Below are 21101 nucleotides of genomic sequence, written 5' to 3'. Positions count from 1 at the left end.
ATTGCTCCTTTGGTAAACGGTGAATTTTTGGCGCCCTTAATGGCGCCTTTTTTTGCCGATCCAAACAGCGATGTATTTTATCCTTTCGATATAAAATTGATTATACCCTTATAGGTTCGCGACGGACGTGAAAAGCGCCGACAGATGTTGTGGGTTTTTTACAAAACTGTTTGGAAACCAATATGAAAAAGTAGTATTGAATTGCTATCAAGCTTCGTTCAATTGGATCCGATAAACCGTTAATCGAGCAACTTTGAAAGATCAACAGGAAAGTTGGTTGAAAACTGGCCTGGATCAATAGATTTGCAGTGCGCTTGGCATAGGGTGAAAAGACCACTTAACTTTTCACGGATGAAAGGCACTATGAAAACACTGGATCGAACACTCGACATTCAGCCTCTGGCGGGGGCAAACATCACTATTTATCTCAACGGACAAGCGGTCGAAGTTGCTTTTGGCGAAACTGTGCTTACCGTTCTTAACGCCGTGGGTCTGCGTCAGGTTGCGCGTAACGACCATGCTCAGACGACAGGGGCCTTTTGTGGCATGGGTGTGTGCCACTGCTGCCTGGTTTCAATCAATGGCCGGCTCAAGCGCCGTGCCTGCCAGACAGTCGTGCAGCCGGGTATGCAGGTTGAGACCCTCAGCAACCGCTTGAACGAAGAGGAGGCCCCATGAGCATACGACCTGTAATTGTCGGTGGTGGCTCGGCGGGTATGGCCGCTGCCATTGAATTGGCTCGCCACGGTGTAGCCAGCACAGTGTTCGATGAAGCATCGCGGCCGGGTGGAGTGGTGTATCGCGGACCGCTACGTGACGGTGTCGATCCGGGCTACCTGGGGTCACGCTACAGCAAGGCTCTGGCGAACTTGCACAACGAGTTCGCAGGCTGCGCCGAGCGTATTGATTTGCACTTGAACAATCGAATAGTAGGGGGTGATCAGCAGCGCTTGATGGTTCTCGATGACCAGGAGCGCCTTAAGGAAGTGGGCTACTCGCATTTGCTGCTGTCGGCCGGTTGCCATGAGCGCAATGTACCATTTCCTGGCTGGACCCTGCCCGGTGTCCAGCTTTTAGGCGGATTGCAACTGCAGATCAAGAGCGGGGTGGTCAAACCATCAGGTGCAACGTTGATTGCCGGTACCGGCCCATTGCTTCCACTGGTGGCCTGTCAATTACATGCGGCGGGAGCAAAAGTTGCCGGGGTATACGAAGCCTGTGCCTTCGGCAAGATCGCCAAGGAAAGCCTGGCATTGCTGAACAAGCCGCAACTCTTCCTCAACGGCTTGAGCATGCTTGGCTACATGAAGCTCAACGGCATTCCACTTTACTATGGCTGGGGCGTGGTTGAGGCGAAAGGCAAGGGTGAACTTGCTGAAGTGATTCTGGCGCCTTATGACAAAAACTGGCAGCCCGACCATTGCCGCGCTCAGCGCGAGCATGTGCAAACCCTTGCGGTTGGCTATGGATTTATCCCGCGGACGCAGTTGAGTCAGCAGTTGGGTCTGGAGCATTGCTTCCATGACGATGGCTACCTGCATGCACGAAGCAACGGATGGCAGCAAAGCAGCCAGCAGCACATTCATCTGGCGGGTGACATGGTTGGAATACGGGGTGGCGAGGCGGCGATGCTCACCGGCCGCATCGCTGCGGTGTCAATTTTGCTCCAGCGCGGTGTACTCAATGCCGAGCAAGCCATTGAACTGCGCGAGCAGTATCTGGGCCAGCTGGCGGCAATCAAACGTTTTCGCGCCGGTGTCGAGCGCTACACCGAGCGGGGAGCGCGGCAACTTGATCTGCCGCAGGCTGATACGGTGATCTGTCGCTGCGAACATGTGCACCGCAGTGATATCGACCTGGCCTTGGAGCAGGGTGTGGAAGACATGGCCGGATTGAAAATGCGCACCCGGGTGAGCATGGGCGATTGTCAGGGGCGCATGTGCGTTGGTTACTGCAGTGATCGCTTGCGCGAAGCGACCGGGCGTGCCGATGTGGGATGGCTGCGCCCGCGATTTCCCATCGATCCGATTCCGTTCTCGGCATTTCAGAAGTCTGGCGCGGAGGTTTGAACATGAACAAAATCTACGACGTGGTGATCGCTGGCGGGGGTGTCATTGGTGCTTCCTGTGCCTATCAATTGTCCAAACGCAAAAACCTCAGAATCGCCCTGATCGATGCCAAGCGCCCCGGCAATGCCACACGCGCTTCAGCTGGCGGGCTGTGGGCCATAGGTGAGTCGGTTGGTCTGGGCTGCGGGGTCATTTTCTTTCGCATGATGTCAACGCAGCGCAAGCGCGAGGCTCAAGGCTCTGCCGTTGTGGTGGATGCCAACACCCCGCACATCCTGCCGCAGTCATTCTTCGACTTTGCCTTGCAGTCGAATGCACTTTATCCACAGCTGCATCGTGAGCTGATCGATCGCCACGGTATGGACTTCAAGTTCGAGCGCACGGGTCTCAAGTATGTGATCTACGACGACGAAGACCAGCTATACGCCGAGCACATCGTTGCGCAGATTCCACACCTGGCCGAGCAGGTGCGCTGGCTCGATCAACACGCTCTGCGTCAGGCGGAGCCAGCTGTCAGTTATCTGGCACGCGGGGCCCTGGAGTTTCTTTGCGATCATCAGGTCAGCCCGTTCCGATTGGCCGACGCGTATATGGAAGCGGCACGACAGAATGGCGTAGACCTGTTCCACAACACCAATGTCACAGGTGTGCTGCATCAGGGGTCGCGGATCAGTGCCGTGCAAACTGCCGAAGAGGGTACGTTTTACTGCCAGACGCTTATCAATGCCGCTGGCGCTTGGGCGGCCGATCTTAGCGAACAGGCCACCGGCCTGCGCATTCCGGTCAATCCGGTTAAAGGTCAGATTATCCTCACTGAACGCCTGCCCAAACTGTTGCACGGCTGCCTCACCACCAGTGACTGCTACATGGCGCAGAAGGACAACGGCGAAATTCTCATTGGCAGCACGACTGAAGATAAAGGCTTCGACGTGAGTAACACCTTGCCCGAAATCAGTGGCCTGGTGCAGGGCGCGATCCGCTGTATTCCTGAGCTGGCGCAGATCAACCTGAAGCGAACCTGGGCAGGATTGCGCCCTGGATCACCGGACGAACTACCGATACTGGGCCCGGTGCCGGAAGTTTCCGGTTATCTAAATGCCTGTGGACACTTTCGCACCGGCATCCTCACGTCGGCTATTACCGGAGTGATGATCGATAAGGTCCTGCATGGAGAAACCTCGCCTGTGGATATCACCCCGTTCCTGGCTGAACGTTTTTATAAAGCACCTGTGGATAATATTTATTCTTTGGGATAAGTACCGGATGACCGGCTCAAGGGCCGGCCATTTGCGCGATCAGGTCCAGGCAATACCTGACCTGTGCAGAGTTATCCCCAACCCTACGGCTAAGAATGATGGGAGAAACTGCCGCGGTCTCAATCAAGGGGGCGAAAACGATATCGTCGCGTTGCTGGCGTTTCACGGAGCCGGGAACCAAAGTTATCCCCAGGCCAGCTGCTACCAATCCCAGCGCGGTCTGTAATTCGTTGGTCCACTGGATAACCTGCACGCTCAGACCCTGGCTGGCAAACAACCCCATGATGTGGTCTGCATAACTCGGGCGTGGCGTTGCGGGATAAAGGACAAACGGTTCAAAAGCCAGGCGAGCAAGGTCAATGGGCTGGCCAATCAATGGATGACCGCAGGGTAGCGCGACAACCAGTGGGTCTTCGCGCAGCACCTGCTGCTCGATAGCGGGGTCATTGATGTGAATGCGTCCGAAGCCGACGTCGATGCGCCCAGCTTTCAGGGATTCGACCTGCTGCAAGGTAATCATCTCCTGCAAGCCCAGCTCTAGAGCCTCATTGCGCCGTAACTGCCGAATAAGATCGGGCAGCAGGTCGTAGAGCGTCGACGGCGCAAAACCGATCCGTAGCCATTGGCGTTCGTTATTGGCGATACGCCGGGTCCCTTCTCCTATCTGCTCAAGTTGCTCGAGCAGCATCGTGCTTTGTTCATAGAAATAGCGCCCAGCCTCAGTCAGACGCAGGGGCCGGCTGCGTTCCAGCAACTCGACGCCGAGGGTTTCTTCCAACTGACGAATTTGCCGGCTCAGCGGCGGCTGCGCAATGTGCAACTGCTCGGCTGCGCGGGTGAAGTTCAAGGTTTGCGCGAGCACCCGAAAGTAACGTAGATGGCGCAGCTCCATGATACCTCCTGGGTATTGTGTGTACTCAACAGATATTGGACTGCCTGTCAGTGCTAGCGCAAGCTCATCCGCTGTGGATAACCAGACCCTGTGGATATCGTCCAGAACAAGAAGAGGGCAGCCCATGAGCAGCCACCTGTTGAGCGAGCGCAGCAGTGTATTCCAGCGCGCCGACCCTTATGCCGTGTCCGAATACGTCAACCAGCATGTGGGAGGCCACCGCTTGCGCTTGCCGCGTACCGGCGACTTGCAAGCGAGCATCAACCATCGCAAGTTCGCCAGCCTCGATCTTTGCCGTCTGAGCTATGGCGGTAAAGCGCGGATTACCTCACCGGCGCTAGGTACCCTGTATCACCTGCAGATTCTGCTTAAAGGGCATTGCCAGTCCAGTTGCCGCGGCAACGAGCATCACTACGTGCCCGGGGAGCTGATGCTGATCAACCCGGACGATCCGGTTGATCTGACCTACTCGGCCGACTGCGAAAAATTCATTCTCAAATTGCCGGTCGGTCTGCTGGAGCAGGCTTGTGTAGACCAGCGCTGGCAGGTTCCCGAAGGAGGCATCCGCTTTAACAATGCTCGTCATGTGACGGGCGAGCTGGAAGGGTTTATCGGCCTGCTTGGGCTGATTTGCGAAGAGGCGGAATCTTCCCATTCACTGGCTCAAGTACAGGAGCACTACGGGCGTATCGTTGCCAGCAAATTGCTCAGCTTGCTGGGCAACAACGTCCAGCGTAGCGAGCCCGCACAGCATGCCCATTCATTCGAGCAACTGGCAGCCTATATCGACGCGCACCTCAATACCGACATCAATGTGGTGCAACTGATGAACGTCGCACGCGTGAGTGAGCGTTCTCTGTATTCACTGTTCGAACGTCATGCGGGTTTATCTCCCAAGGGGTACATTCGCCAGCGCAAACTTGACCGCATTCATGGTGCGCTTCAGGACCCGGCCAGCACCGTGCGCAATGTCACCGAAATTGCCTTGGACTATGGCTTTCTTCATCTGGGGCGATTCGCCGAAAGCTACCGCCAGCGTTTTGGTGAGCTGCCCTCAGTCACGTTCAAACGTCATCGCTGACCCCTGATCGGTCATTGCGCAAAGTGGATATCGATTCGCAGTAAACGGCTATTGGCCCTTTTGTCCTGCTCCTAACCTGAGGCTGCGAAGACTGCTTGGCAGATTCGCCCAAGGGTTTCGATAACAACAACAAAAGAGACACGCCTCATGCGAACGATCGATATCAATAGCCTGATCGATCAGGCGAAGTTCAATGTCTTCCACTGGCGTGTACTGTTCTGGTGCGCGTTGATCATTATCTTCGACGGTTACGACCTGGTCATTTATGGCGTGGTGTTGCCGGCGTTGATGCAGGAGTGGGGCATGACCCCGCTGCAGGCTGGCGCTCTGGGCAGCTACGCCTTGTTTGGCATGATGTTCGGCGCACTGCTTTTCGGGCCTTTGTCCGACCGCATCGGTCGTAAAAAAGCCATCATGATCTGCGTGATTCTGTTCAGCGGCTTCACCGTTCTGAACGGATTTGCCCGCAACCCTACTGAGTTTGGCATCTGTCGCTTCCTGGCGGGTTTGGGTATCGGTGGAGTGATGCCCAACGTGGTTGCGCTGATGAACGAGTACGCGCCAAAGCGTATGCGCAGCACGCTGGTCGCCATCATGTTCAGCGGCTATTCGGTGGGCGGCATGCTCTCGGCCGGCTTGGGCATTGTGTTGTTGCCGGCGTTTGGTTGGCAGTCGGTGTTCTATGTGGCAATCATTCCGTTGCTGCTGTTGCCATTGATTCTGCGTTTTTTGCCGGAGTCGCTGGGCTTTCTGGTCCGCCAGGGCCGCACCGAGCAGGCCAGCCAGTTATTGCAACGGGTTGAACCCAGTTACCAGCCACAAAGCGGTGATCGCCTGGAAGTGGTTACCGGCACGCAAGCAGGTGGCTCTGTTCCTCAATTGTTTCGAGAAGGCCGAGCGCTGAGCACCTTGATGCTCTGGGTCGCGTTTTTCTGCTGCCTGTTGATGGTTTACGCTCTCAATTCCTGGTTGCCAAAGCTGATGAGCAACGCAGGTTACGGCCTTGGCTCAAGCCTGGCGTTCCTGTTGGTCCTCAACTTTGGGGCGATCTTTGGCGCTGTTGGCGGTGGCTGGATTGGTGACCGATTCAAGCTCGATCGGGTGTTGGTGGTGTTCTTTGCCATCGCGGCATTGTCGATCAGTCTGCTCGGCTTCAAGAGTCCAACCCCGGTGCTGTACCTGTTGATCGCTGTCGCCGGGGCGACAACCATCGGTACCCAGATCCTCGCGTATGCCTGTGTTGCCCAGTTCTATCCAATGGGTATTCGCTCCACCGGCTTGGGTTGGGCCTCGGGTATTGGTCGTAGCGGAGCCATTGTCGGCCCGTTGCTGGGTGGGCTGTTGTTGGGGATTCAGCTGCCGCTGGCGCTGAACTTCATGGCCTTTGCCGTGCCCGGTGCGGTGGCTGCAGTGGCGATGATGGTGTTTGCCAGTCGTGGCACCGCCAAGCGTGGAGCGGCGTTGCAATCGGCGACCTAGCTGATTGCCGACAAGCACGCTGGGCCGCAGCGCTGACTACGTTGGTGGCTGCGGGCCGGCGCTGGAAACACCGCAGTTCTTGAATCGCAAACAACAATAAGAAAGAGCATGCCAATCATGAACAACCTCCGTGCAATCGGGTTGCTGTTTTCGTTCGCCCTGAGTTTTACCGCCCAAGCCGCTGAACCTGACTTCTTCAAGGACGCTACCGCCACCTTGCAAGCACGTAATTATTATTTCAGCCGCGATTTTTCCGACATTGTTGGTGCAAACAAACAATCCAAGGCCGAGGAGTGGGGACAAGGATTCATCTTCAACTTCAAGTCGGGCTACACCCCCGGAACCGTTGGCGTGGGCGTCGATGCCATTGGCTTGCTCGGGCTCAAGCTCGATAGCAGCCCGGATCGCACCGGTACCGGTCTTCTGCCGGTGCACGATGATGGCCGGGCTGCTGATGAATACAGTCGGGTGGGGGGAACACTGAAGCTGCGCTATTCGAAAACCGAGCTGAGAGTGGGTGAACTGCAGACCAATCTGCCGATCCTTCAGTACAACGATTCGCGCCTGCTGCCGCCTACCTACCAAGGCGCCAGCATCACTTCGGCTGAGATCAGTGGACTGACGCTGCAAGCGGGTCATTTGAGTTCGACCAGCCTGCGTAATGAATCAGGCGACGAGAAAATGATCGCCATGCTCGGACATCTGCCTCAGCGCCAGGCCGACAGCGACGCCTTCAACTTCGCGGGTGGCGACTACAGCTTCAACACCAATCGCAGCACCTTGAGCCTTTGGTATGGCCGCCTGGAGGACATCTATCAGCAGGGCTTTGTCGGTTTCAAGCACAACCAACCCGTGGGCGACTGGGTGCTGGGTGCCAACCTGGGCTATTTCAGCGCCAAGGAGCAAGGTGAAAGTCGCATCGGGGATATCGATAACCAGGCGTTCTACTCGTTGCTGTCTGCCAAGCGCGGCGGTCATACCTTCAGCGTCGGCTACCAAGGGATTTTTGGCGAGAACGCGTTTCCGCGGGTGTTTCCGAACATTTCGCCGTTGGGCAACGAGGTGCCCACTTACGAGTTCTCGTATGCAGACGAACGCTCTTGGCAGGTGCGTTATGACTACGATTTTGTTGCCATGGGCGTACCGGGCCTGACGGCTACCGTGCGTTACCTTAAGGGCAACAACGTCGATACCGGGTTGGGTTTCGAGGGCAAGGAGCACGAGCGCGACCTGGACCTGGGATATGCGGTGCAGAGCGGATTGTTGAAGGGCTTGGGGATAAGACTGCGCAATGCTGTGGCGCGCTCCAACTACCGTTCGGATATTGACGAGAACCGGTTAATCGTTTCGTACACCTGGACGCTGTTGTAGGGGTTTCGCGGGGCATGCCCGCTCCTGCCGAATAGGCAGGGGGCTTGTTTGGCGATGTGTTTGGAAACACACCGTCCATCCCTCGATTGGTCGTGGGCCAGTGCTATCGCTTAGACTGCCAAGACAACTACAACGAGTGCCCTGGTATGGAAAGTCCCCTGCTCAGTGAGCGCAGCCGGGTTTTCGATCGTGCCGATCCTTATGCCGTGTCGACCTACGTCAATCAGCATGTTGGCGTGCACCACATCCGCCTGCCGCGCTACGGGCTCCCCGAGGCGTGCCTGAACCATCGCAAATTCGCCAGCCTCGACCTGTGCCGAATCAGCTATGGTGGCGAAGTGCGGGTGATGTCTGAAGCCCTGGAGAACGTGTTTCACCTGCAGATCCTGTTGCGTGGCCATTGCCTGTGGCGGCGCGGGCGTGCCGAACGCGTGCTCGGTCCTGGCGAGTTGTTGCTGATCAATCCGGACGAGCCGGTAGACCTTGCCTACTCGGCGGACTGCGAAAAATTCATTCTCAAGCTGCCTAATCGCTTACTCGAAAGCGTCTGCGACGAACAGCGCTGGCAGCGTCCGAGCGAGGGCGTGCGTTTTATCCAGAGCCATTATCAGTTGCTGGCGCTGGAGGGTTTCGCCGGGTTGCTGGCAATGGTTTGTCACGAAGCCGAGGCCAGTGAGCCGCTGCTGCGCGTTCAGGAGCACTATAGCCAGATCGTCGCCAGCAAGATGCTGACCTTGATGCCGACCAACGTCAGCCGTGAGGCCCTGGGTAGCCAGGCGGTGACGTTCGATCGCATTGCCGGTTATATCGAAGGCAACCTCAAGCTCGATATTTGCAGTGAGCAGCTGGCGCGCCAAGCCAGCATGAGCCTGCGTTCGTTGTATGCGCTGTTCGAGCGCAACGCGGGCACCACGCCTAAAATCTACATCCGTCAGAAGAAGCTCGAGCGCATCCACGCCAACCTCTGCGATCCCAACTGCCCGGTGCGCAGCATTACCGAACTGGCCATGGATTACGGCTTTGTCCACCTTGGCCGCTTCTCGGAAAACTACAAGTCGCTGTTTGGCGAACTCCCCTCCGATACCCTCAAGCGTCGTTCCTGACACTTTGCAGAAAACGGATAAAGGTCTGCACAAAGCGGATATTTGCCGTCCCCCTCGCTGCTTAACCTGACATGGCCTGAACACAATAACAACGGAGGCCCCGGCCATGTCCCTGGGATTCGATTACCTTAATTCCCTGCTTGAAGAAGATCAGGAGAAGGGCGTCTTTCGCTGCAAGCGCGAGATGTTCACCGACCCCCGTCTGTTCGATCTTGAGATGAAACACATTTTCGAGGGCAACTGGCTGTACCTTGCCCACGAGAGCCAGATTCCTGAAAAGAACGACTTCCTTACCACCACCATGGGGCGCCAGCCGATCTTTATCGCGCGCAACAAGGATGGTGTGCTCAATGCTTTCCTCAATGCCTGCAGCCACCGCGGTGCGATGCTGTGCCGGCACAAGAGCGGTAACCGCTCCTCCTACACATGCCCGTTCCACGGCTGGACGTTCAACAACTCCGGCAAGCTGCTCAAGGTCAAGGACCCGGTCGATGCCGGCTACCCTGCGAGCTTCAATTGCGAAGGCTCCCATGATCTCACCAAGGTTGCTCGTTTCGAGTCCTACCGGGGTTTCCTGTTTGGCAGCCTGAACCCGGATGTCGTGCCACTGCAAGAGCATCTGGGCGAGTCGGCCAAGATCATCGACATGATCGTTGACCAGTCGCCGGAAGGCCTGGAAGTGCTGCGTGGATCCTCGTCGTACATCTACGAAGGCAACTGGAAGCTGACAGCCGAGAATGGCGCCGACGGCTACCACGTCAGTGCCGTGCACTGGAACTACGCTGCGACCCAGAACCAGCGCAAACAGCGCGAGGCTGGCGATGAAGTCAAAACCATGAGCGCCGGCGGTTGGGCCAAGAGCGGTGGTGGCTTCTACTCGTTCGAAAAAGGTCACCTCTTGCTCTGGACCCGCTGGGCCAACCCCGAGGACCGTCCGCTGTTCGAGCGCCGCGATGAGCTGGCGGCTGATTTTGGCCAGGCCCGCGCCAACTGGATGATCGAGAACTCGCGCAATTTGTGCCTGTACCCGAACGTTTACCTGATGGATCAGTTCAGTTCGCAGATTCGTATTGCCCGGCCAATTGCCGTGGACAAGACCGAGATCACTATCTACTGCATCGCGCCCAAGGGTGAGAGCGCCGAGGCACGGGCCCAGCGTATTCGCCAGTACGAGGATTTTTTCAACGTCAGTGGCATGGCCACTCCGGACGACCTGGAAGAGTTCCGTTCCTGCCAGATGGGTTACCAAGGTGGGCGTGGCTGGAACGATATGTCCCGTGGCGCAACGCATTGGGTTGACGGTGCCGATGCTGCTGCCCAGGAAATCGACCTGCACCCGCAGATGAGTGGCGTGCGCACCGAAGACGAAGGGCTGTTTGTGCTGCAACACAAGTACTGGCAGGAAACCATGCTCAAGGCGCTTGCCGCTGACCAGCAATTGATTCCAGTGGAGGCCGTGCAATGAGCATTTCCTTCGAGCAAGTGCGCGACTTCCTGTTTGAAGAAGCGCGCTACCTGGACGACAGCCAATGGGATAACTGGTTGGAGTGCTATGCCGCCGACGCCACCTTCTGGATGCCGGCCTGGGACGATAACGATCAGCTCACCGAGGACCCGCAGCGGGAGATTTCGCTGATCTGGTACGGCAACCGTGGTGGCTTGGAAGACCGGGTGTTCCGGATCAAGACCGAGCGCTCCAGTGCGACCATGCCCGACACTCGAACCTCGCACAACATCAGCAACATCGAACTGCTGGAACAGGGCGATGGCGTCTGCAAGGTGCGCTTCAACTGGCACACCCTGAGCTTTCGCTACAAGACAGTGGACAGTCACTTCGGCACCAGCTTCTACACCCTTGATGTGCGCGGCGATCGGCCGCTGATCAAGGCCAAGAAGGTAGTGCTCAAGAACGACTACGTGCGTCAGGTCATCGACGTTTACCACATCTGAATCCAGCTTTTTGCGAGGTGCGCCATGCACAAGATCGCCTTGAATTTCGAAGACGGGGTTACCCGTTTCATTGACGCCACCGCTGACGAGACGGTCGCTGACGCGGCCTACCGCCAGGGCATCAACATTCCCCTGGACTGTCGCGATGGCGCCTGCGGAACCTGTAAGTGCTTTGCCGAAGCCGGTCGCTACGACTTGGGCCAGGAATACATCGAAGACGCGTTGAGCGAGGAAGAAGCCGCACAGGGTTACGTTCTGACCTGCCAGATGCGCGCTGAGAGTGATTGTGTGGTGCGCATCCCGGCGTCGTCCCAGGTGTGCAAGACCGAGCAGTCCAACTATCAGGCGAGCATCAGCGCAGTACGCCAGCTTTCCGATAGCACCATTGCCTTGTCGATCAAGGGCGATGCTCTGAGCCGCCTGGCTTTCCTGCCAGGGCAGTACGTCAATCTTGGCGTGCCGGGGAGTGAACAGACGCGCGCGTATTCGTTCAGCTCGTTGCAAAAGGACGGCGAGGTCAGCTTCCTGATCCGCAACGTGCCGGGTGGACTGATGAGCAGCTTCCTTACCGGCCTGGCGAAAGCGGGTGACAGCATGACCCTGGCGGGGCCACTGGGTAGCTTCTATCTGCGTGAAATCCGTCGTCCGTTGCTGCTGTTGGCAGGGGGTACCGGCCTTGCGCCGTTCACCGCGATGCTGGAAAAAATCGCCGAGCAAGGCAGCGAGTACCCCCTGCACCTGATCTACGGCGTGACCAATGATTTCGACCTGGTCGAGCTGGACCGCCTGCAGGATCTGGCCGCTCGTATTGCCAATTTCAGCTTCAGCGCCTGTGTGGCCAACCCCGAGAGCCAGCACCCGCTCAAGGGCTATGTCACCCAGCACATCGAGCCTTGCCACCTCAATGAAGGTGATGTCGATGTGTACCTGTGTGGTCCGCCGCCGATGGTTGAAGCGGTCAGCCAGTACATCCGCGAACAGGGGATTACGCCGGCGAACTTCTACTACGAAAAATTCGCTGCCGCGGCTGCCTGAACCCGTTTTATGGGGCCGGGCGCATCGTGCGGGTACGGTCGGTCCCTTTTTTCATTCGAGGTTGTCATGAACAACAGATTCGACAACAAGGTCGTGCTGGTGACAGGCGCGGCCCAGGGCATCGGCCGACGCTTGTGTGAGCGGTTGCTGGAAGAGGGCGCGACCCTGATCGCAGTGGATCGCTCGGAGCTGGTGCACGAGCTGGAAGCTGAGGGTGTGCTGAGCCTGACAGCGGACCTGGAGCAATACAGCGATTGCAATCGCGTAATGGCGGCAGCCGTGGAGCGCTTTGGTCGCCTGGATGTGCTGGTCAACAACGTTGGCGGCACCATTTGGGCGAAACCATTCGAGCACTACGAAGCGGCGCAGATCGAAGCGGAAGTGCGACGCTCGTTGTTCCCCACCTTGTGGTGCTGCCACGCGGCGCTGCCTTACATGCTTGAGCAGGGCAGTGGAGCGATCGTCAACGTTTCCTCGATTGCCACCCGCAGTGTCAATCGAGTGCCTTACGGCGCAGCCAAAGGGGGTGTGAATGCCCTGACTGCCTGCCTGGCATTTGAAACGGCCGGACGTGGAGTGCGGGTCAATGCGACTGCACCCGGTGGCACCGAGGCGCCACCTCGGCGAGTGCCGCGCAACAACGCCGAGCAGAGCGGCGACGAGAAAATCTGGTACCAGCAGATCGTCGACCAGACCCTCGATAGCAGCCTGATGAAGCGCTACGGCAACCTTGATGAACAGGTTGGCGCAATCCTCTTTCTTGCCTCCGACGAGGCTTCCTACATCACCGGCACGGTGTTGCCGGTTGGTGGCGGCGACCTCGGCTGAGTGCCCTTGGAGATCTCGATGAGTCATCCCCTGATTGAACGCATCTCGACGGTTATCGTCGACCTGCCCACGATTCGCCCGCACAAGCTGGCGATGCATACCATGCAGAAGCAAACCCTGGTGATCATCCGCCTGCAGTGTTCGGATGGCATCGAAGGGCTCGGCGAGTCCACCACCATTGGTGGCCTGGCCTATGGCAACGAAAGCCCGGAAAGCATCAAGCAGAACATCGACAGCTATTTTGCCCCTCTGTTGATCGGCCAGGACGCCAGCAACATCAATGCGGCGATGCAACGCCTGGACAAGACCATCAAGGGCAACACCTTCGCCCGCTCCGGGATCGAAAGTGCCTTGCTCGATGCGCAAGGCAAGCGTCAGGGGTTGGCTGTCAGTGAACTGCTGGGCGGACGTGTGCGCGACAGTCTGGAAGTGGCCTGGACCCTGGCCAGTGGCGACACCGCACAAGACATCGCTGAAGCGGAGCAGATGCTCGACCTGCGCCGTCATCGCATCTTCAAATTGAAGATTGGTTCCAACCCGGTCGCTCATGACCTGAACCATGTAATTGCGATCAAACGCGCGCTTGGCGAACGCGCCAGCGTACGCGTCGATGTCAATCAGTATTGGGATGAGTCCCAGGCCATTGGTGCCTGCCAAGTACTCGGCGACAACGGTATCGATCTGGTTGAGCAGCCTATTTCGCGCATCAATCGCGCAGGTCAGGTACGCCTGAATCAACGCAGCCCGGCACCGATCATGGCCGATGAATCCATCGAAAGTGTGGAGGACGCCTTCAGTCTGGCTGCCGAGGGTGCTGCCAGCATTTTCGCCTTGAAGATCGCCAAGAACGGTGGACCGCGCGCGGTGTTACGCACCGCTCAGATTGCCGAAGCCGCCGGTATCGCCCTGTACGGCGGCACCATGCTCGAAGGCTCGATCGGCACCCTGGCCGCGGCCCATGCCTTTGTCACCTTGAACAAGCTGACCTGGCACACCGAACTGTTCGGCCCACTGCTGCTGACCGAAGAGATCGTGATCGAAGCGCCGGTTTATCGCGACTTTGCGTTGCACGTACCCAGCACCCCGGGCCTGGGCCTGACCCTGGACGAAGAGCGCTTGGCGTTCTTCAGCCGCAAGTAAGGAGAGATGCCATGTTGTTCCACGTGAAAATGACCGTGAACCTGCCCCTGGATATGGATCCGGCGCTGGCCACCCGGCTCAAGTCTGACGAAAAGCAGTTGGCTCAACGCCTGCAGCACGAGGGCATCTGGCGCCACCTGTGGCGTATCGCCGGGCATTACGCCAACTACAGCGTCTTCGACGTGCCTAGCGTCGAAGCATTGCATGACACCCTGATGCAACTGCCGCTATTCCCCTACATGGCCATCGAAATCGATGGTCTGTGTCGCCACCCGTCATCTGTCCACAGCGATGACCGCTGAATCACCGAACCATCGATAACAACAATTCGAGGTACTCCATCATGACCGTGAAAATTGCTCACACTGCCGATGTTCAGCGTTTTTTCGAAGAAGCCAGCGGCCTGAACAACGACCTTGGCAGCCCGCGCATGAAACGGGTGACCAACCGCATCATTAACGATGTGGCGCGCATTATTGAAGACCTGCAAATAACCCCGGACGAGTTCTGGAAAGCCGTGGATTACTTCAACCGCCTGGGTTCCCGTCAGGAAGCTGGACTGCTGGTGGCCGGGTTGGGCGTTGAGCACTACCTGGATTTGCAGTTGGATGCCCAGGATGCCCAGGCCGGCATCAGCGGCGGCACCCCGCGCACCATCGAAGGCCCGCTGTATGTAGCGGGTGCGCCTATGGCCGAAGGCGAAGTGCGGATGGACGATGGCCTGGATGCGGGCACCGTAATGTTCTTGCAGGGCCAAGTTCTGGATGATCGGGGGCAGCCTGTTGCAGGCGCCGTTGTCGATCTGTGGCATGCCAATACCCAGGGCACCTATTCGTACTTCGACAGCAGCCAATCCGACTACAACCTGCGCCGACGTATCATCACCAATGCCGAAGGCCGTTACCGTGCTCGCAGCATCGTGCCGTCCGGCTATGGCTGCCCTGAAGATGGTCCGACCCAAGAGCTGCTCGACCAACTGGGGCGTCACGGCAATCGTCCGGCGCACATTCACTTCTTCATTTCCGCACCGGGTTACCGTCACCTGACCACTCAGATCAACCTGGCGGGTGATCAATACCTGTGGGATGACTTCGCCTACGCTACGCGTGATGGCTTGATCGGCGAGCTGCACTTTGTCGACGATGCGGCGGCAGCCGACGCTCGCGGGGTGCAAGGGCGCTTTGCTGAAATGAACTTCGACTTCCAGTTGCTCACCACACCCGCACCTGCGGGCGAAAACCGCAGCAAGCGGCCGCGAGCGTTGCAGGACGCCTGAGGTTTAGGTTGAATTGTGCGCGGGGCAAAGCCCGCTCCTACAAATACTTGTAGGAGCGGGCTTTGCCCCGCGATGCTTTTCAAAAGCTTTCAACTGGAAAATCCAATGAAAACAATACTCCAGGACTTCTCTCTCTCGGCCTTCGTCGCCGGCTTCATCGCTACCCTGATTTCTTATGCCGGCCCCCTGGTGATCGTTTTCCAGGCCGCCCACAGCGCACACCTGTCGGCGGCCGAGCTGTCTTCGTGGGTGTGGGCTATTTCTATCGGCAGTGGGGTCCTGGGCGTGGTCCTGAGCCTGCGCTTTAAAGTACCGCTGGTAATCGCATGGTCGGCGCCAGGGTCGGCCTTGCTGGTAGCACTGTTGCCGGATATCGCGTTTGCCGAGGCAGTGGGGGCCTACATTGTCGCTAATCTGGTCATTCTGTTGGTGGGCGTGTCGGGCGCCTTCGACCGGATTGTCGGCAAGCTGCCGCCTGCCATCTCGGCGGCAATGCTGGCGGGAATTCTGTTCAGTTTCGGCACCGGTCTTTTCACCTCTCTGAAATCGCAGCCGCTGCTGGTGCTGGCAATGTTTGTCACCTACCTGGTGTTCAAGCGTATCGCTGCGCGTTACGCGGTACTGGCCGTGTTGGTCTGCGGGGTGAGCATTGCGGTGTTCAGTGGTGATATGAACAGCTCGGCGTTGGTAGCAGGGCTGGCCACCCCGGTGTGGACCACGCCGGTGTTCACCTGGAATGCCTTGCTGAGTATCAGTCTGCCGTTGGTCATGGTGGCCCTGACCGGGCAGTTTGTGCCGGGTATCGCCGTGTTGCGCAACGATGGCTACCAAACCCCGGCCAGCCCTATTATTGCCAGCAACGCGCTGACCAGTTTGATCCTGGCACCTTTCGGTTGTCATGGTCTGAACCTGGCAGCAATCACCGCGGCCATCTGCACGGGGCGCGAAGCGCATGATGATCCGGGCAAGCGCTACTGGGCAGGTGTGAGTGGCGGTGTGTTGTATTTGCTGCTGGGTGTATTTGGCGCAACGTTGGTATCGCTGTTCACCGCCTTTCCAGCGGCCTTGATTGCGGCGCTGGCCGGGCTGGCCCTGTTCGGCGCCATTGGCGGCGCTCTGGCAGGCGCGATGAGTGTTCCGAGTGATCGAGAGGCAGCCTTGATCACCTTTCTGGTGACGGCCTCGGGCATGTCATTCCTGGGCTTGTCGGCGGCGTTTTGGGGATTGATCTTCGGATTGTTCGCCCATGTGCTGCTCAACCTGCGGCGACCAGCGCCACAGGCAAGCAGGATAGGGGTACGGGCAGACTGAGGTCAGATCTGCATGGCCATGCCTTCGACGTTCATGGCCGCCTGACGCAAGGCTTCGGAGCGCGTCGGGTGAGGGTGGCAGGTCAGGGCTATGTCTTCGGCCGAGGCAGAAAACTCCATGGCCACGCAGAATTCACCGATCATCTCGCTGACGCTCGGGCCAACCAGGTGTACGCCCAGTACTTCGTCGGTGTCGGCGTCGGCCAGCACCTTGGCGAAGCCTTCGGTCTCGTGGTTGATCTTGGCGCGGCTGTTGGCGGTGAAGGGGAATTTGCCGACCTTGTAGGCACGCCCTTCGGCCTTGAGCTGCTCTTCGGTCTTGCCGACGCTGGCCAGTTCCGGACGGGTGTAGATCACACCGGGAATGAGGTTGTAATTGACCTCGTGGGCCTTGCCGGCAATGCGCTCGATACAGGCTACGGCCTCGTCTTCGGCCTTATGCGCAAGCATTGGGCCGGAGGTGACGTCACCTATTACCCAGACGCCAGAAACGGCAGTACGGTGATGTTCATTGGCAAGCATGCCGCGCTTGTCGGTTTCCAGGCCAACACTTTCAAGGCCAAGGCCTTTGGTGTACGGACGGCGACCAATGGCCACCAGAACGTAGTCCGCTTCCAGGTTTTCGCTGGCACCACCTGCGGCTGGCTCCAGGCTCAAGCTGACAGCATCTGCCGATGCCGTGGCCTGAGTGACCTTGCTGCCCAGCTTGAAGCTGATGCCTTGCTTGGCCAACGCGCGTTGCAGGGTCTTGGCGGTCTCTTCGTCGGTGCCTGGACAGATTCGATCCAGGTATTCGATCACCGTGACCTGGCTACCCAGGCGACGCCAAACCGAGCCAAGTTCCAGGCCGATCACACCGGCACCGATCACTACCAGGTGCTTGGGGACGCTGGGCAACGAGAGTGCGCCGGTGGAATCGATAATCCGCTGGTTGTCGATGGTTACCCCTGGCAGAGGCGTCGGCTCTGAACCGGTGGCGATGACAATGTCTTTGGCCTGCAGCTCGGTGATGCTGCCATCTTCGGCGCTGACATTCACCCGGCCCGGCCCAGCCAGTTGGCCCCAGCCTTTGATCCAATCGACCTTGTTTTTGCGGAACAGGAACTCGATGCCCTTGGTCAGCCCGGTGACGCTCTCATCTTTCTGTTTCATCATCTGGGCGAGGTTCAGGGTCGGTTTGACCTCGATACCCAGATTGGCGAATTCGCTGCCTGCCGCTGCTTCGTAAAGCTCCGAAGCGTGCAGCAACGCCTTCGAGGGCATGCAGCCGACGTTCAGGCAAGTGCCTCCCAAGGTTGAGCGGCCTTCTACGCACGCCACACTCATACCCAGCTGGCCCGCCCGGATAGCAGCGTTATAGCCGCCCGGTCCGCCGCCGATGATCACCACATCATAGGTTTTCATTGTTTTACTCCAGGATGAAGAATCGACAATGGCGCCAAGATTAGTCTGCGGGACGGCTGATTGTATACAATTTATATGGCTTCTCGATGAGCCTGCAGAGGTCTGGAATGGGAGCGCCAGGGCAGACTATGGTCTCGATTAGCTGAAACTTTCAGCAGATGAACTACCCTTTCGCCGTGACGTCCGATAAAGAAAGGGAGGTTCAGTTCATGCTTGCGCAACTTCCGCCTATTCTGCAAAGCCTGCGATTACCATTGCGTCTGAAGCTGTGGGACGGCCATGAGTTCGATCTGGGTCCCAAGCCCAAGGTCACTATTGTGGTCAAGGATCCGCAACTGATCAGCCAATTCACTCACCCCAGCCTGGACGAACTAGGCGCAGCTTTTGTTGAAGGAAAGCTGGAGCTGGAAGGCACCATCAGTGAAGTAATTCGCGTTTGTGATGAGCTCAGCGAAGCGTTGCTCAAGGATGAAGCGGATGATCAGCCGGTGCGCCGCAAGCACAACAAGGCCACAGATGCTGCTGCGATTTCTTACCATTACGACTTGTCCAATGACTTCTACCAGCTATGGCTGGATCCGGACATGGCGTACTCCTGTGCCTATTTCAAGACTGAACAGGACACACTGGAGCAAGCGCAACAGAACAAGTTTGAGCACCTGTGCCGCAAGTTGCGCCTGAACAAAGGCGACTACCTGCTTGATGTCGGATGCGGCTGGGGAGGGCTGTCACGATTTGCCGCTCGGGAGTTCGGTGCCAAGGTATTGGGCATCACCCTGAGTAAAGAGCAACTCAAATTGGGTCGTGAACGGGTCAAGGCTGAGGGCCTGCAAGACCAGGTCGATTTGCAGATCCTCGACTACCGGGACCTGCCTCAAGATGGTCGCTTCGACAAGGTTGTCAGTGTCGGTATGTTCGAGCATGTCGGCCATGCCAATCTGGCGCTTTACTGTCAGCGTCTGTTTGGGGCGGTACGCGAGGGCGGCTTGGTAATGAATCATGGCATCACCGCCAAGCACGTGGACGGCCGTCCAGTTGGACGAGGCGCGGGCAGCTTTATCGAACGCTACGTGTTTCCCCATGGCGAGCTACCACACCTGTCCATGATCGCTGCCAGCATCAGTACTGCAGGTCTTGAAGTTGTCGATGTGGAAAGCCTGCGCCTGCACTATGCGCGCACGCTCGAACAGTGGAGCAACCGTTTGGAGAGCCAGCTGCAGAAAGCTTCCACCCTGGTTCCGGAAAAAGCCTTGCGCATCTGGCGTCTGTATCTGGCTGGCTGTTCGTATGCCTTTGCCAAAGGCTGGATCAATCTTCACCAGATCCTGGCGGTGAAACCTTATGCCGATGGTCATCACGAATTACCCCTGACCCGTGAAGATCTCTACCGTTGAAGGCGTTTAGAGGATCGGTGAAATAAGCCGAGCTATACGCATCCCCAATTGCTGCAGACGGTGGGTGTCTTTGCTGTCCTCGGCACTGATCTCACGAGCCTGGTTGAAGTCATGGATAAGCATGGCTTCGACCTGATCGGAAAAGGTTCGATCGACAGTCAGCAACATCACTTCGAAATTGAGCCGGAACGAGCGGTTGTCCAGGTTGGCGCTGCCGATCGCGCTGAGCTCGTTGTCTATCAGCACCACTTTCTGATGCAGGAACCCAGGACCGTAGCGGAACATTCTGACCCCCGCCCGCACCGCTTCGAACGCGAACAGGCTTGAAGCTGCGTAGACAATGCGGTGGTCGGCTCGTGACGGCAAAAGTATGCGTACATCTACGCCACGCAGTACGGCAAGACGCAAAGCCGCGAATACCGCTTCATCGGGGATGAAGTAGGGGCTGGTAATCCATAGCCGCTCCCGGGCTGAATGGATCGCTTCGACGAAGAACAGGGAACAGGTTTCCTGAGGGTCTGCCGGACCGCTCGCCAGAACCTGGCAAAGCACGCCGTCCTCTGGATAGGTGTCGGGCAGGATCAGGGGCGGCAACTCGCGCGCGGCCCAATACCAGTCTTCGGCAAAGGACTCTTGCAGGCAGGCCAGCACCGGTCCGCTGACTTGCACGTGCGTGTCGCGCCATGGCGAAAGTTTCGGCTTGTCTCCCATGTATTCGTCGCCGACGTTGTGCCCGCCCACGAAGCCTTGCAAACCATCGACGACGACGATTTTGCGATGGTTGCGAAAGTTAACCTGGAAGCGGTTGAACCAACCTCGACGTGTGGCGAAAGCGCGAACATTCACCCCCGCATCGCGCAATGTCTGGGTATAGGCAGAGGGCAGGGCATGGCTGCCAACGCGGTCATACAGCACATATACTTTTACCCCTTGTGCTGCCTTGTTCAGCAACAAAGATTGCAGGGCGCGCCCGAGCTTGTCGTCATGAATGATGAAGAACTGCACCAGCACTGTATTTCGCGCTTGCTCGATCGCAGCGAAGATCGCCTCGAAAGTCGCTTTGCCATCGATCAGCAGCCTCACCTGATTGTTGGCCAGACACGGCATGCGACCTAACCTGGGCATGGCTCGCAGGGCGCCGTATGACTCTGAGTTGCGGGCTGCCAGTGCCTCGTCGACCCAAGGGCGCCAGTTCAAGTCTGCCATCGCCACGTGCATTTCCCGGTTGGCCTGGCGTCTGGCCTGGATGTAGGCGTCGAAGGTTCGGCTGCCGAATATCAGGTAGGGAATCAGAGTGAGGTAGGGAATGAACAAAAGCGACAAGGCCCAGGCGATTGCCCCTTGAGCTGTGCGCACGGTGAGCACTGCGTGCATGGCAGCGATAGCGCCAAGCAAATGAAGGGCACCAATGAGGTAACCGAAGAAGTAGGGGCTGTGGTAATCCATACGCATCCTGCTGTCCAAAGGCACTGCCCTCTAACAGAGCATGTTCCTCGGTGTACTTGCAACCGAA

General features: G+C 57.9%; 19 protein-coding genes. 16 read left to right on the top strand and 3 right to left on the bottom strand.

The window, feature by feature from the left end; genetic code table 11:
• Positions 1 to 363: 363 nt before the first annotated feature.
• From hcnA to hcnC, 3 genes are read left to right on the top strand one after another with little or no spacing between them, the layout of a single operon-like run.
• Positions 364 to 678: a (2Fe-2S)-binding protein gene (gene hcnA, locus H8F21_RS01590; protein WP_203477206.1), complete on the top strand. Its 315-nt coding sequence runs from the start codon at positions 364 to 366 to the stop codon at positions 676 to 678.
• Positions 675 to 2069: an NAD(P)/FAD-dependent oxidoreductase gene (hcnB, locus tag H8F21_RS01585; RefSeq protein ID WP_203477208.1), complete on the top strand. Its 1395-nt coding sequence runs from the start codon at positions 675 to 677 to the stop codon at positions 2067 to 2069. Before hcnA ends, hcnB begins: the two co-directional genes overlap by 4 nt.
• A gap of 2 nt (positions 2070 to 2071) precedes the next feature.
• Entirely contained in the window at positions 2072 to 3325 is a 1254-nt protein-coding gene (gene hcnC, locus H8F21_RS01580) for an NAD(P)/FAD-dependent oxidoreductase (protein ID WP_203477210.1), read from the top strand.
• A 16-nt stretch (positions 3326 to 3341) separates the two neighbouring features.
• On the opposite strand, the gene H8F21_RS01575 is transcribed toward hcnC, so the two are convergent.
• Complete coding sequence (locus tag H8F21_RS01575; protein WP_203477212.1) at positions 3342 to 4217, bottom strand: LysR family transcriptional regulator; 876 nt, start codon at positions 4215 to 4217, stop codon at positions 3342 to 3344.
• Positions 4218 to 4341: 124 nt separating this feature from the next.
• Here H8F21_RS01575 and H8F21_RS01570 point away from each other — a divergent pair, with 124 nt between their 5' ends.
• From H8F21_RS01570 to H8F21_RS01515, 12 genes are all read left to right on the top strand, one after another.
• The gene (locus tag H8F21_RS01570; protein WP_203477215.1) at positions 4342 to 5298 is read left to right on the top strand and encodes an AraC family transcriptional regulator; all 957 of its coding nucleotides are present in this window, start codon (positions 4342 to 4344) and stop codon (positions 5296 to 5298) included.
• Positions 5299 to 5445: 147 nt separating this feature from the next.
• Entirely contained in the window at positions 5446 to 6777 is a 1332-nt protein-coding gene (locus H8F21_RS01565) for an aromatic acid/H+ symport family MFS transporter (protein WP_203477218.1), read from the top strand.
• Positions 6778 to 6894: 117 nt separating this feature from the next.
• Positions 6895 to 8148: an OprD family porin gene (locus H8F21_RS01560; RefSeq protein ID WP_203477221.1), complete on the top strand. Its 1254-nt coding sequence runs from the start codon at positions 6895 to 6897 to the stop codon at positions 8146 to 8148.
• Between the two features lie 146 nt (positions 8149 to 8294).
• Positions 8295 to 9251, top strand: a complete 957-nt coding sequence (locus tag H8F21_RS01555; RefSeq protein ID WP_203477224.1) for an AraC family transcriptional regulator — start codon at positions 8295 to 8297, stop codon at positions 9249 to 9251.
• Positions 9252 to 9357: 106 nt separating this feature from the next.
• Entirely contained in the window at positions 9358 to 10716 is a 1359-nt protein-coding gene (benA, locus tag H8F21_RS01550) for a benzoate 1,2-dioxygenase large subunit (protein WP_203477227.1), read from the top strand.
• Positions 10713 to 11201, top strand: coding sequence for a benzoate 1,2-dioxygenase small subunit (benB, locus tag H8F21_RS01545; RefSeq protein WP_203477230.1), 489 nt, complete (start codon positions 10713 to 10715; stop codon positions 11199 to 11201). The genes benA and benB overlap by 4 nt, the downstream gene beginning before the upstream one ends.
• Positions 11202 to 11225: 24 nt before the next feature.
• A complete protein-coding gene (gene benC / locus H8F21_RS01540) occupies positions 11226 to 12236 on the top strand; it encodes a benzoate 1,2-dioxygenase electron transfer component BenC (protein WP_203541781.1) in 1011 nt (336 codons plus the stop codon).
• A gap of 66 nt (positions 12237 to 12302) precedes the next feature.
• Positions 12303 to 13064 carry a 1,6-dihydroxycyclohexa-2,4-diene-1-carboxylate dehydrogenase gene (locus tag H8F21_RS01535; protein WP_203477233.1) on the top strand — a complete coding sequence of 254 codons (762 nt, stop codon included), beginning with the start codon at positions 12303 to 12305 and terminating at the stop codon, positions 13062 to 13064.
• A gap of 18 nt (positions 13065 to 13082) precedes the next feature.
• Entirely contained in the window at positions 13083 to 14204 is a 1122-nt protein-coding gene (locus H8F21_RS01530) for a muconate cycloisomerase family protein (RefSeq protein ID WP_203477236.1), read from the top strand.
• Positions 14205 to 14215: 11 nt separating this feature from the next.
• The gene (catC, locus tag H8F21_RS01525; protein ID WP_203477238.1) at positions 14216 to 14506 is read left to right on the top strand and encodes a muconolactone Delta-isomerase; all 291 of its coding nucleotides are present in this window, start codon (positions 14216 to 14218) and stop codon (positions 14504 to 14506) included.
• A gap of 41 nt (positions 14507 to 14547) precedes the next feature.
• On the top strand, positions 14548 to 15480 hold the full coding sequence (catA, locus tag H8F21_RS01520; RefSeq protein ID WP_203477240.1) for a catechol 1,2-dioxygenase: 933 nt from the start codon (positions 14548 to 14550) through the stop codon (positions 15478 to 15480).
• 105 nt (positions 15481 to 15585) lie between these two features.
• Positions 15586 to 16791 carry a benzoate/H(+) symporter BenE family transporter gene (locus H8F21_RS01515; protein WP_203477243.1) on the top strand — a complete coding sequence of 402 codons (1206 nt, stop codon included), beginning with the start codon at positions 15586 to 15588 and terminating at the stop codon, positions 16789 to 16791.
• A 2-nt stretch (positions 16792 to 16793) separates the two neighbouring features.
• Here the strand turns inward: H8F21_RS01515 and lpdA are convergent, their stop codons facing one another.
• A complete protein-coding gene (gene lpdA / locus H8F21_RS01510) occupies positions 16794 to 18194 on the bottom strand; it encodes a dihydrolipoyl dehydrogenase (RefSeq protein WP_203477246.1) in 1401 nt (466 codons plus the stop codon).
• 209 nt (positions 18195 to 18403) lie between these two features.
• Here lpdA and cfaB point away from each other — a divergent pair, with 209 nt between their 5' ends.
• The gene (gene cfaB / locus H8F21_RS01505) at positions 18404 to 19588 is read left to right on the top strand and encodes a C17 cyclopropane fatty acid synthase CfaB (RefSeq protein WP_203477249.1); all 1185 of its coding nucleotides are present in this window, start codon (positions 18404 to 18406) and stop codon (positions 19586 to 19588) included.
• Between the two features lie 6 nt (positions 19589 to 19594).
• Here cfaB and cls read toward each other — a convergent pair whose 3' ends face one another.
• Complete coding sequence (gene cls / locus H8F21_RS01500; RefSeq protein ID WP_203477252.1) at positions 19595 to 21034, bottom strand: cardiolipin synthase; 1440 nt, start codon at positions 21032 to 21034, stop codon at positions 19595 to 19597.
• Between the last annotated feature and the right edge of the window lie 67 nt (positions 21035 to 21101).

This window comes from Pseudomonas arcuscaelestis, assembly GCF_016881005.1.
Taxonomy (GTDB): domain Bacteria; phylum Pseudomonadota; class Gammaproteobacteria; order Pseudomonadales; family Pseudomonadaceae; genus Aquipseudomonas; species Aquipseudomonas arcuscaelestis.
The sequence above is the reverse complement of the archived record's forward strand: the minus strand, read 5'-3'. Positions and strand labels throughout refer to the sequence as shown.

Coding starts and splice junctions, on each gene's coding strand:
- hcnA (WP_203477206.1), top strand. CDS start 364: ATGAAAACACTGGATCGAACACTCGACATTCAGCCTCTGGCGGGGGCA.
- hcnB (WP_203477208.1), top strand. CDS start 675: ATGAGCATACGACCTGTAATTGTCGGTGGTGGCTCGGCGGGTATGGCC.
- hcnC (WP_203477210.1), top strand. CDS start 2,072: ATGAACAAAATCTACGACGTGGTGATCGCTGGCGGGGGTGTCATTGGT.
- H8F21_RS01575 (WP_203477212.1), bottom strand. CDS start 4,217: ATGGAGCTGCGCCATCTACGTTACTTTCGGGTGCTCGCGCAAACCTTG.
- H8F21_RS01570 (WP_203477215.1), top strand. CDS start 4,342: ATGAGCAGCCACCTGTTGAGCGAGCGCAGCAGTGTATTCCAGCGCGCC.
- H8F21_RS01565 (WP_203477218.1), top strand. CDS start 5,446: ATGCGAACGATCGATATCAATAGCCTGATCGATCAGGCGAAGTTCAAT.
- H8F21_RS01560 (WP_203477221.1), top strand. CDS start 6,895: ATGAACAACCTCCGTGCAATCGGGTTGCTGTTTTCGTTCGCCCTGAGT.
- H8F21_RS01555 (WP_203477224.1), top strand. CDS start 8,295: ATGGAAAGTCCCCTGCTCAGTGAGCGCAGCCGGGTTTTCGATCGTGCC.
- benA (WP_203477227.1), top strand. CDS start 9,358: ATGTCCCTGGGATTCGATTACCTTAATTCCCTGCTTGAAGAAGATCAG.
- benB (WP_203477230.1), top strand. CDS start 10,713: ATGAGCATTTCCTTCGAGCAAGTGCGCGACTTCCTGTTTGAAGAAGCG.
- benC (WP_203541781.1), top strand. CDS start 11,226: ATGCACAAGATCGCCTTGAATTTCGAAGACGGGGTTACCCGTTTCATT.
- H8F21_RS01535 (WP_203477233.1), top strand. CDS start 12,303: ATGAACAACAGATTCGACAACAAGGTCGTGCTGGTGACAGGCGCGGCC.
- H8F21_RS01530 (WP_203477236.1), top strand. CDS start 13,083: ATGAGTCATCCCCTGATTGAACGCATCTCGACGGTTATCGTCGACCTG.
- catC (WP_203477238.1), top strand. CDS start 14,216: ATGTTGTTCCACGTGAAAATGACCGTGAACCTGCCCCTGGATATGGAT.
- catA (WP_203477240.1), top strand. CDS start 14,548: ATGACCGTGAAAATTGCTCACACTGCCGATGTTCAGCGTTTTTTCGAA.
- H8F21_RS01515 (WP_203477243.1), top strand. CDS start 15,586: ATGAAAACAATACTCCAGGACTTCTCTCTCTCGGCCTTCGTCGCCGGC.
- lpdA (WP_203477246.1), bottom strand. CDS start 18,194: ATGAAAACCTATGATGTGGTGATCATCGGCGGCGGACCGGGCGGCTAT.
- cfaB (WP_203477249.1), top strand. CDS start 18,404: ATGCTTGCGCAACTTCCGCCTATTCTGCAAAGCCTGCGATTACCATTG.
- cls (WP_203477252.1), bottom strand. CDS start 21,034: ATGGATTACCACAGCCCCTACTTCTTCGGTTACCTCATTGGTGCCCTT.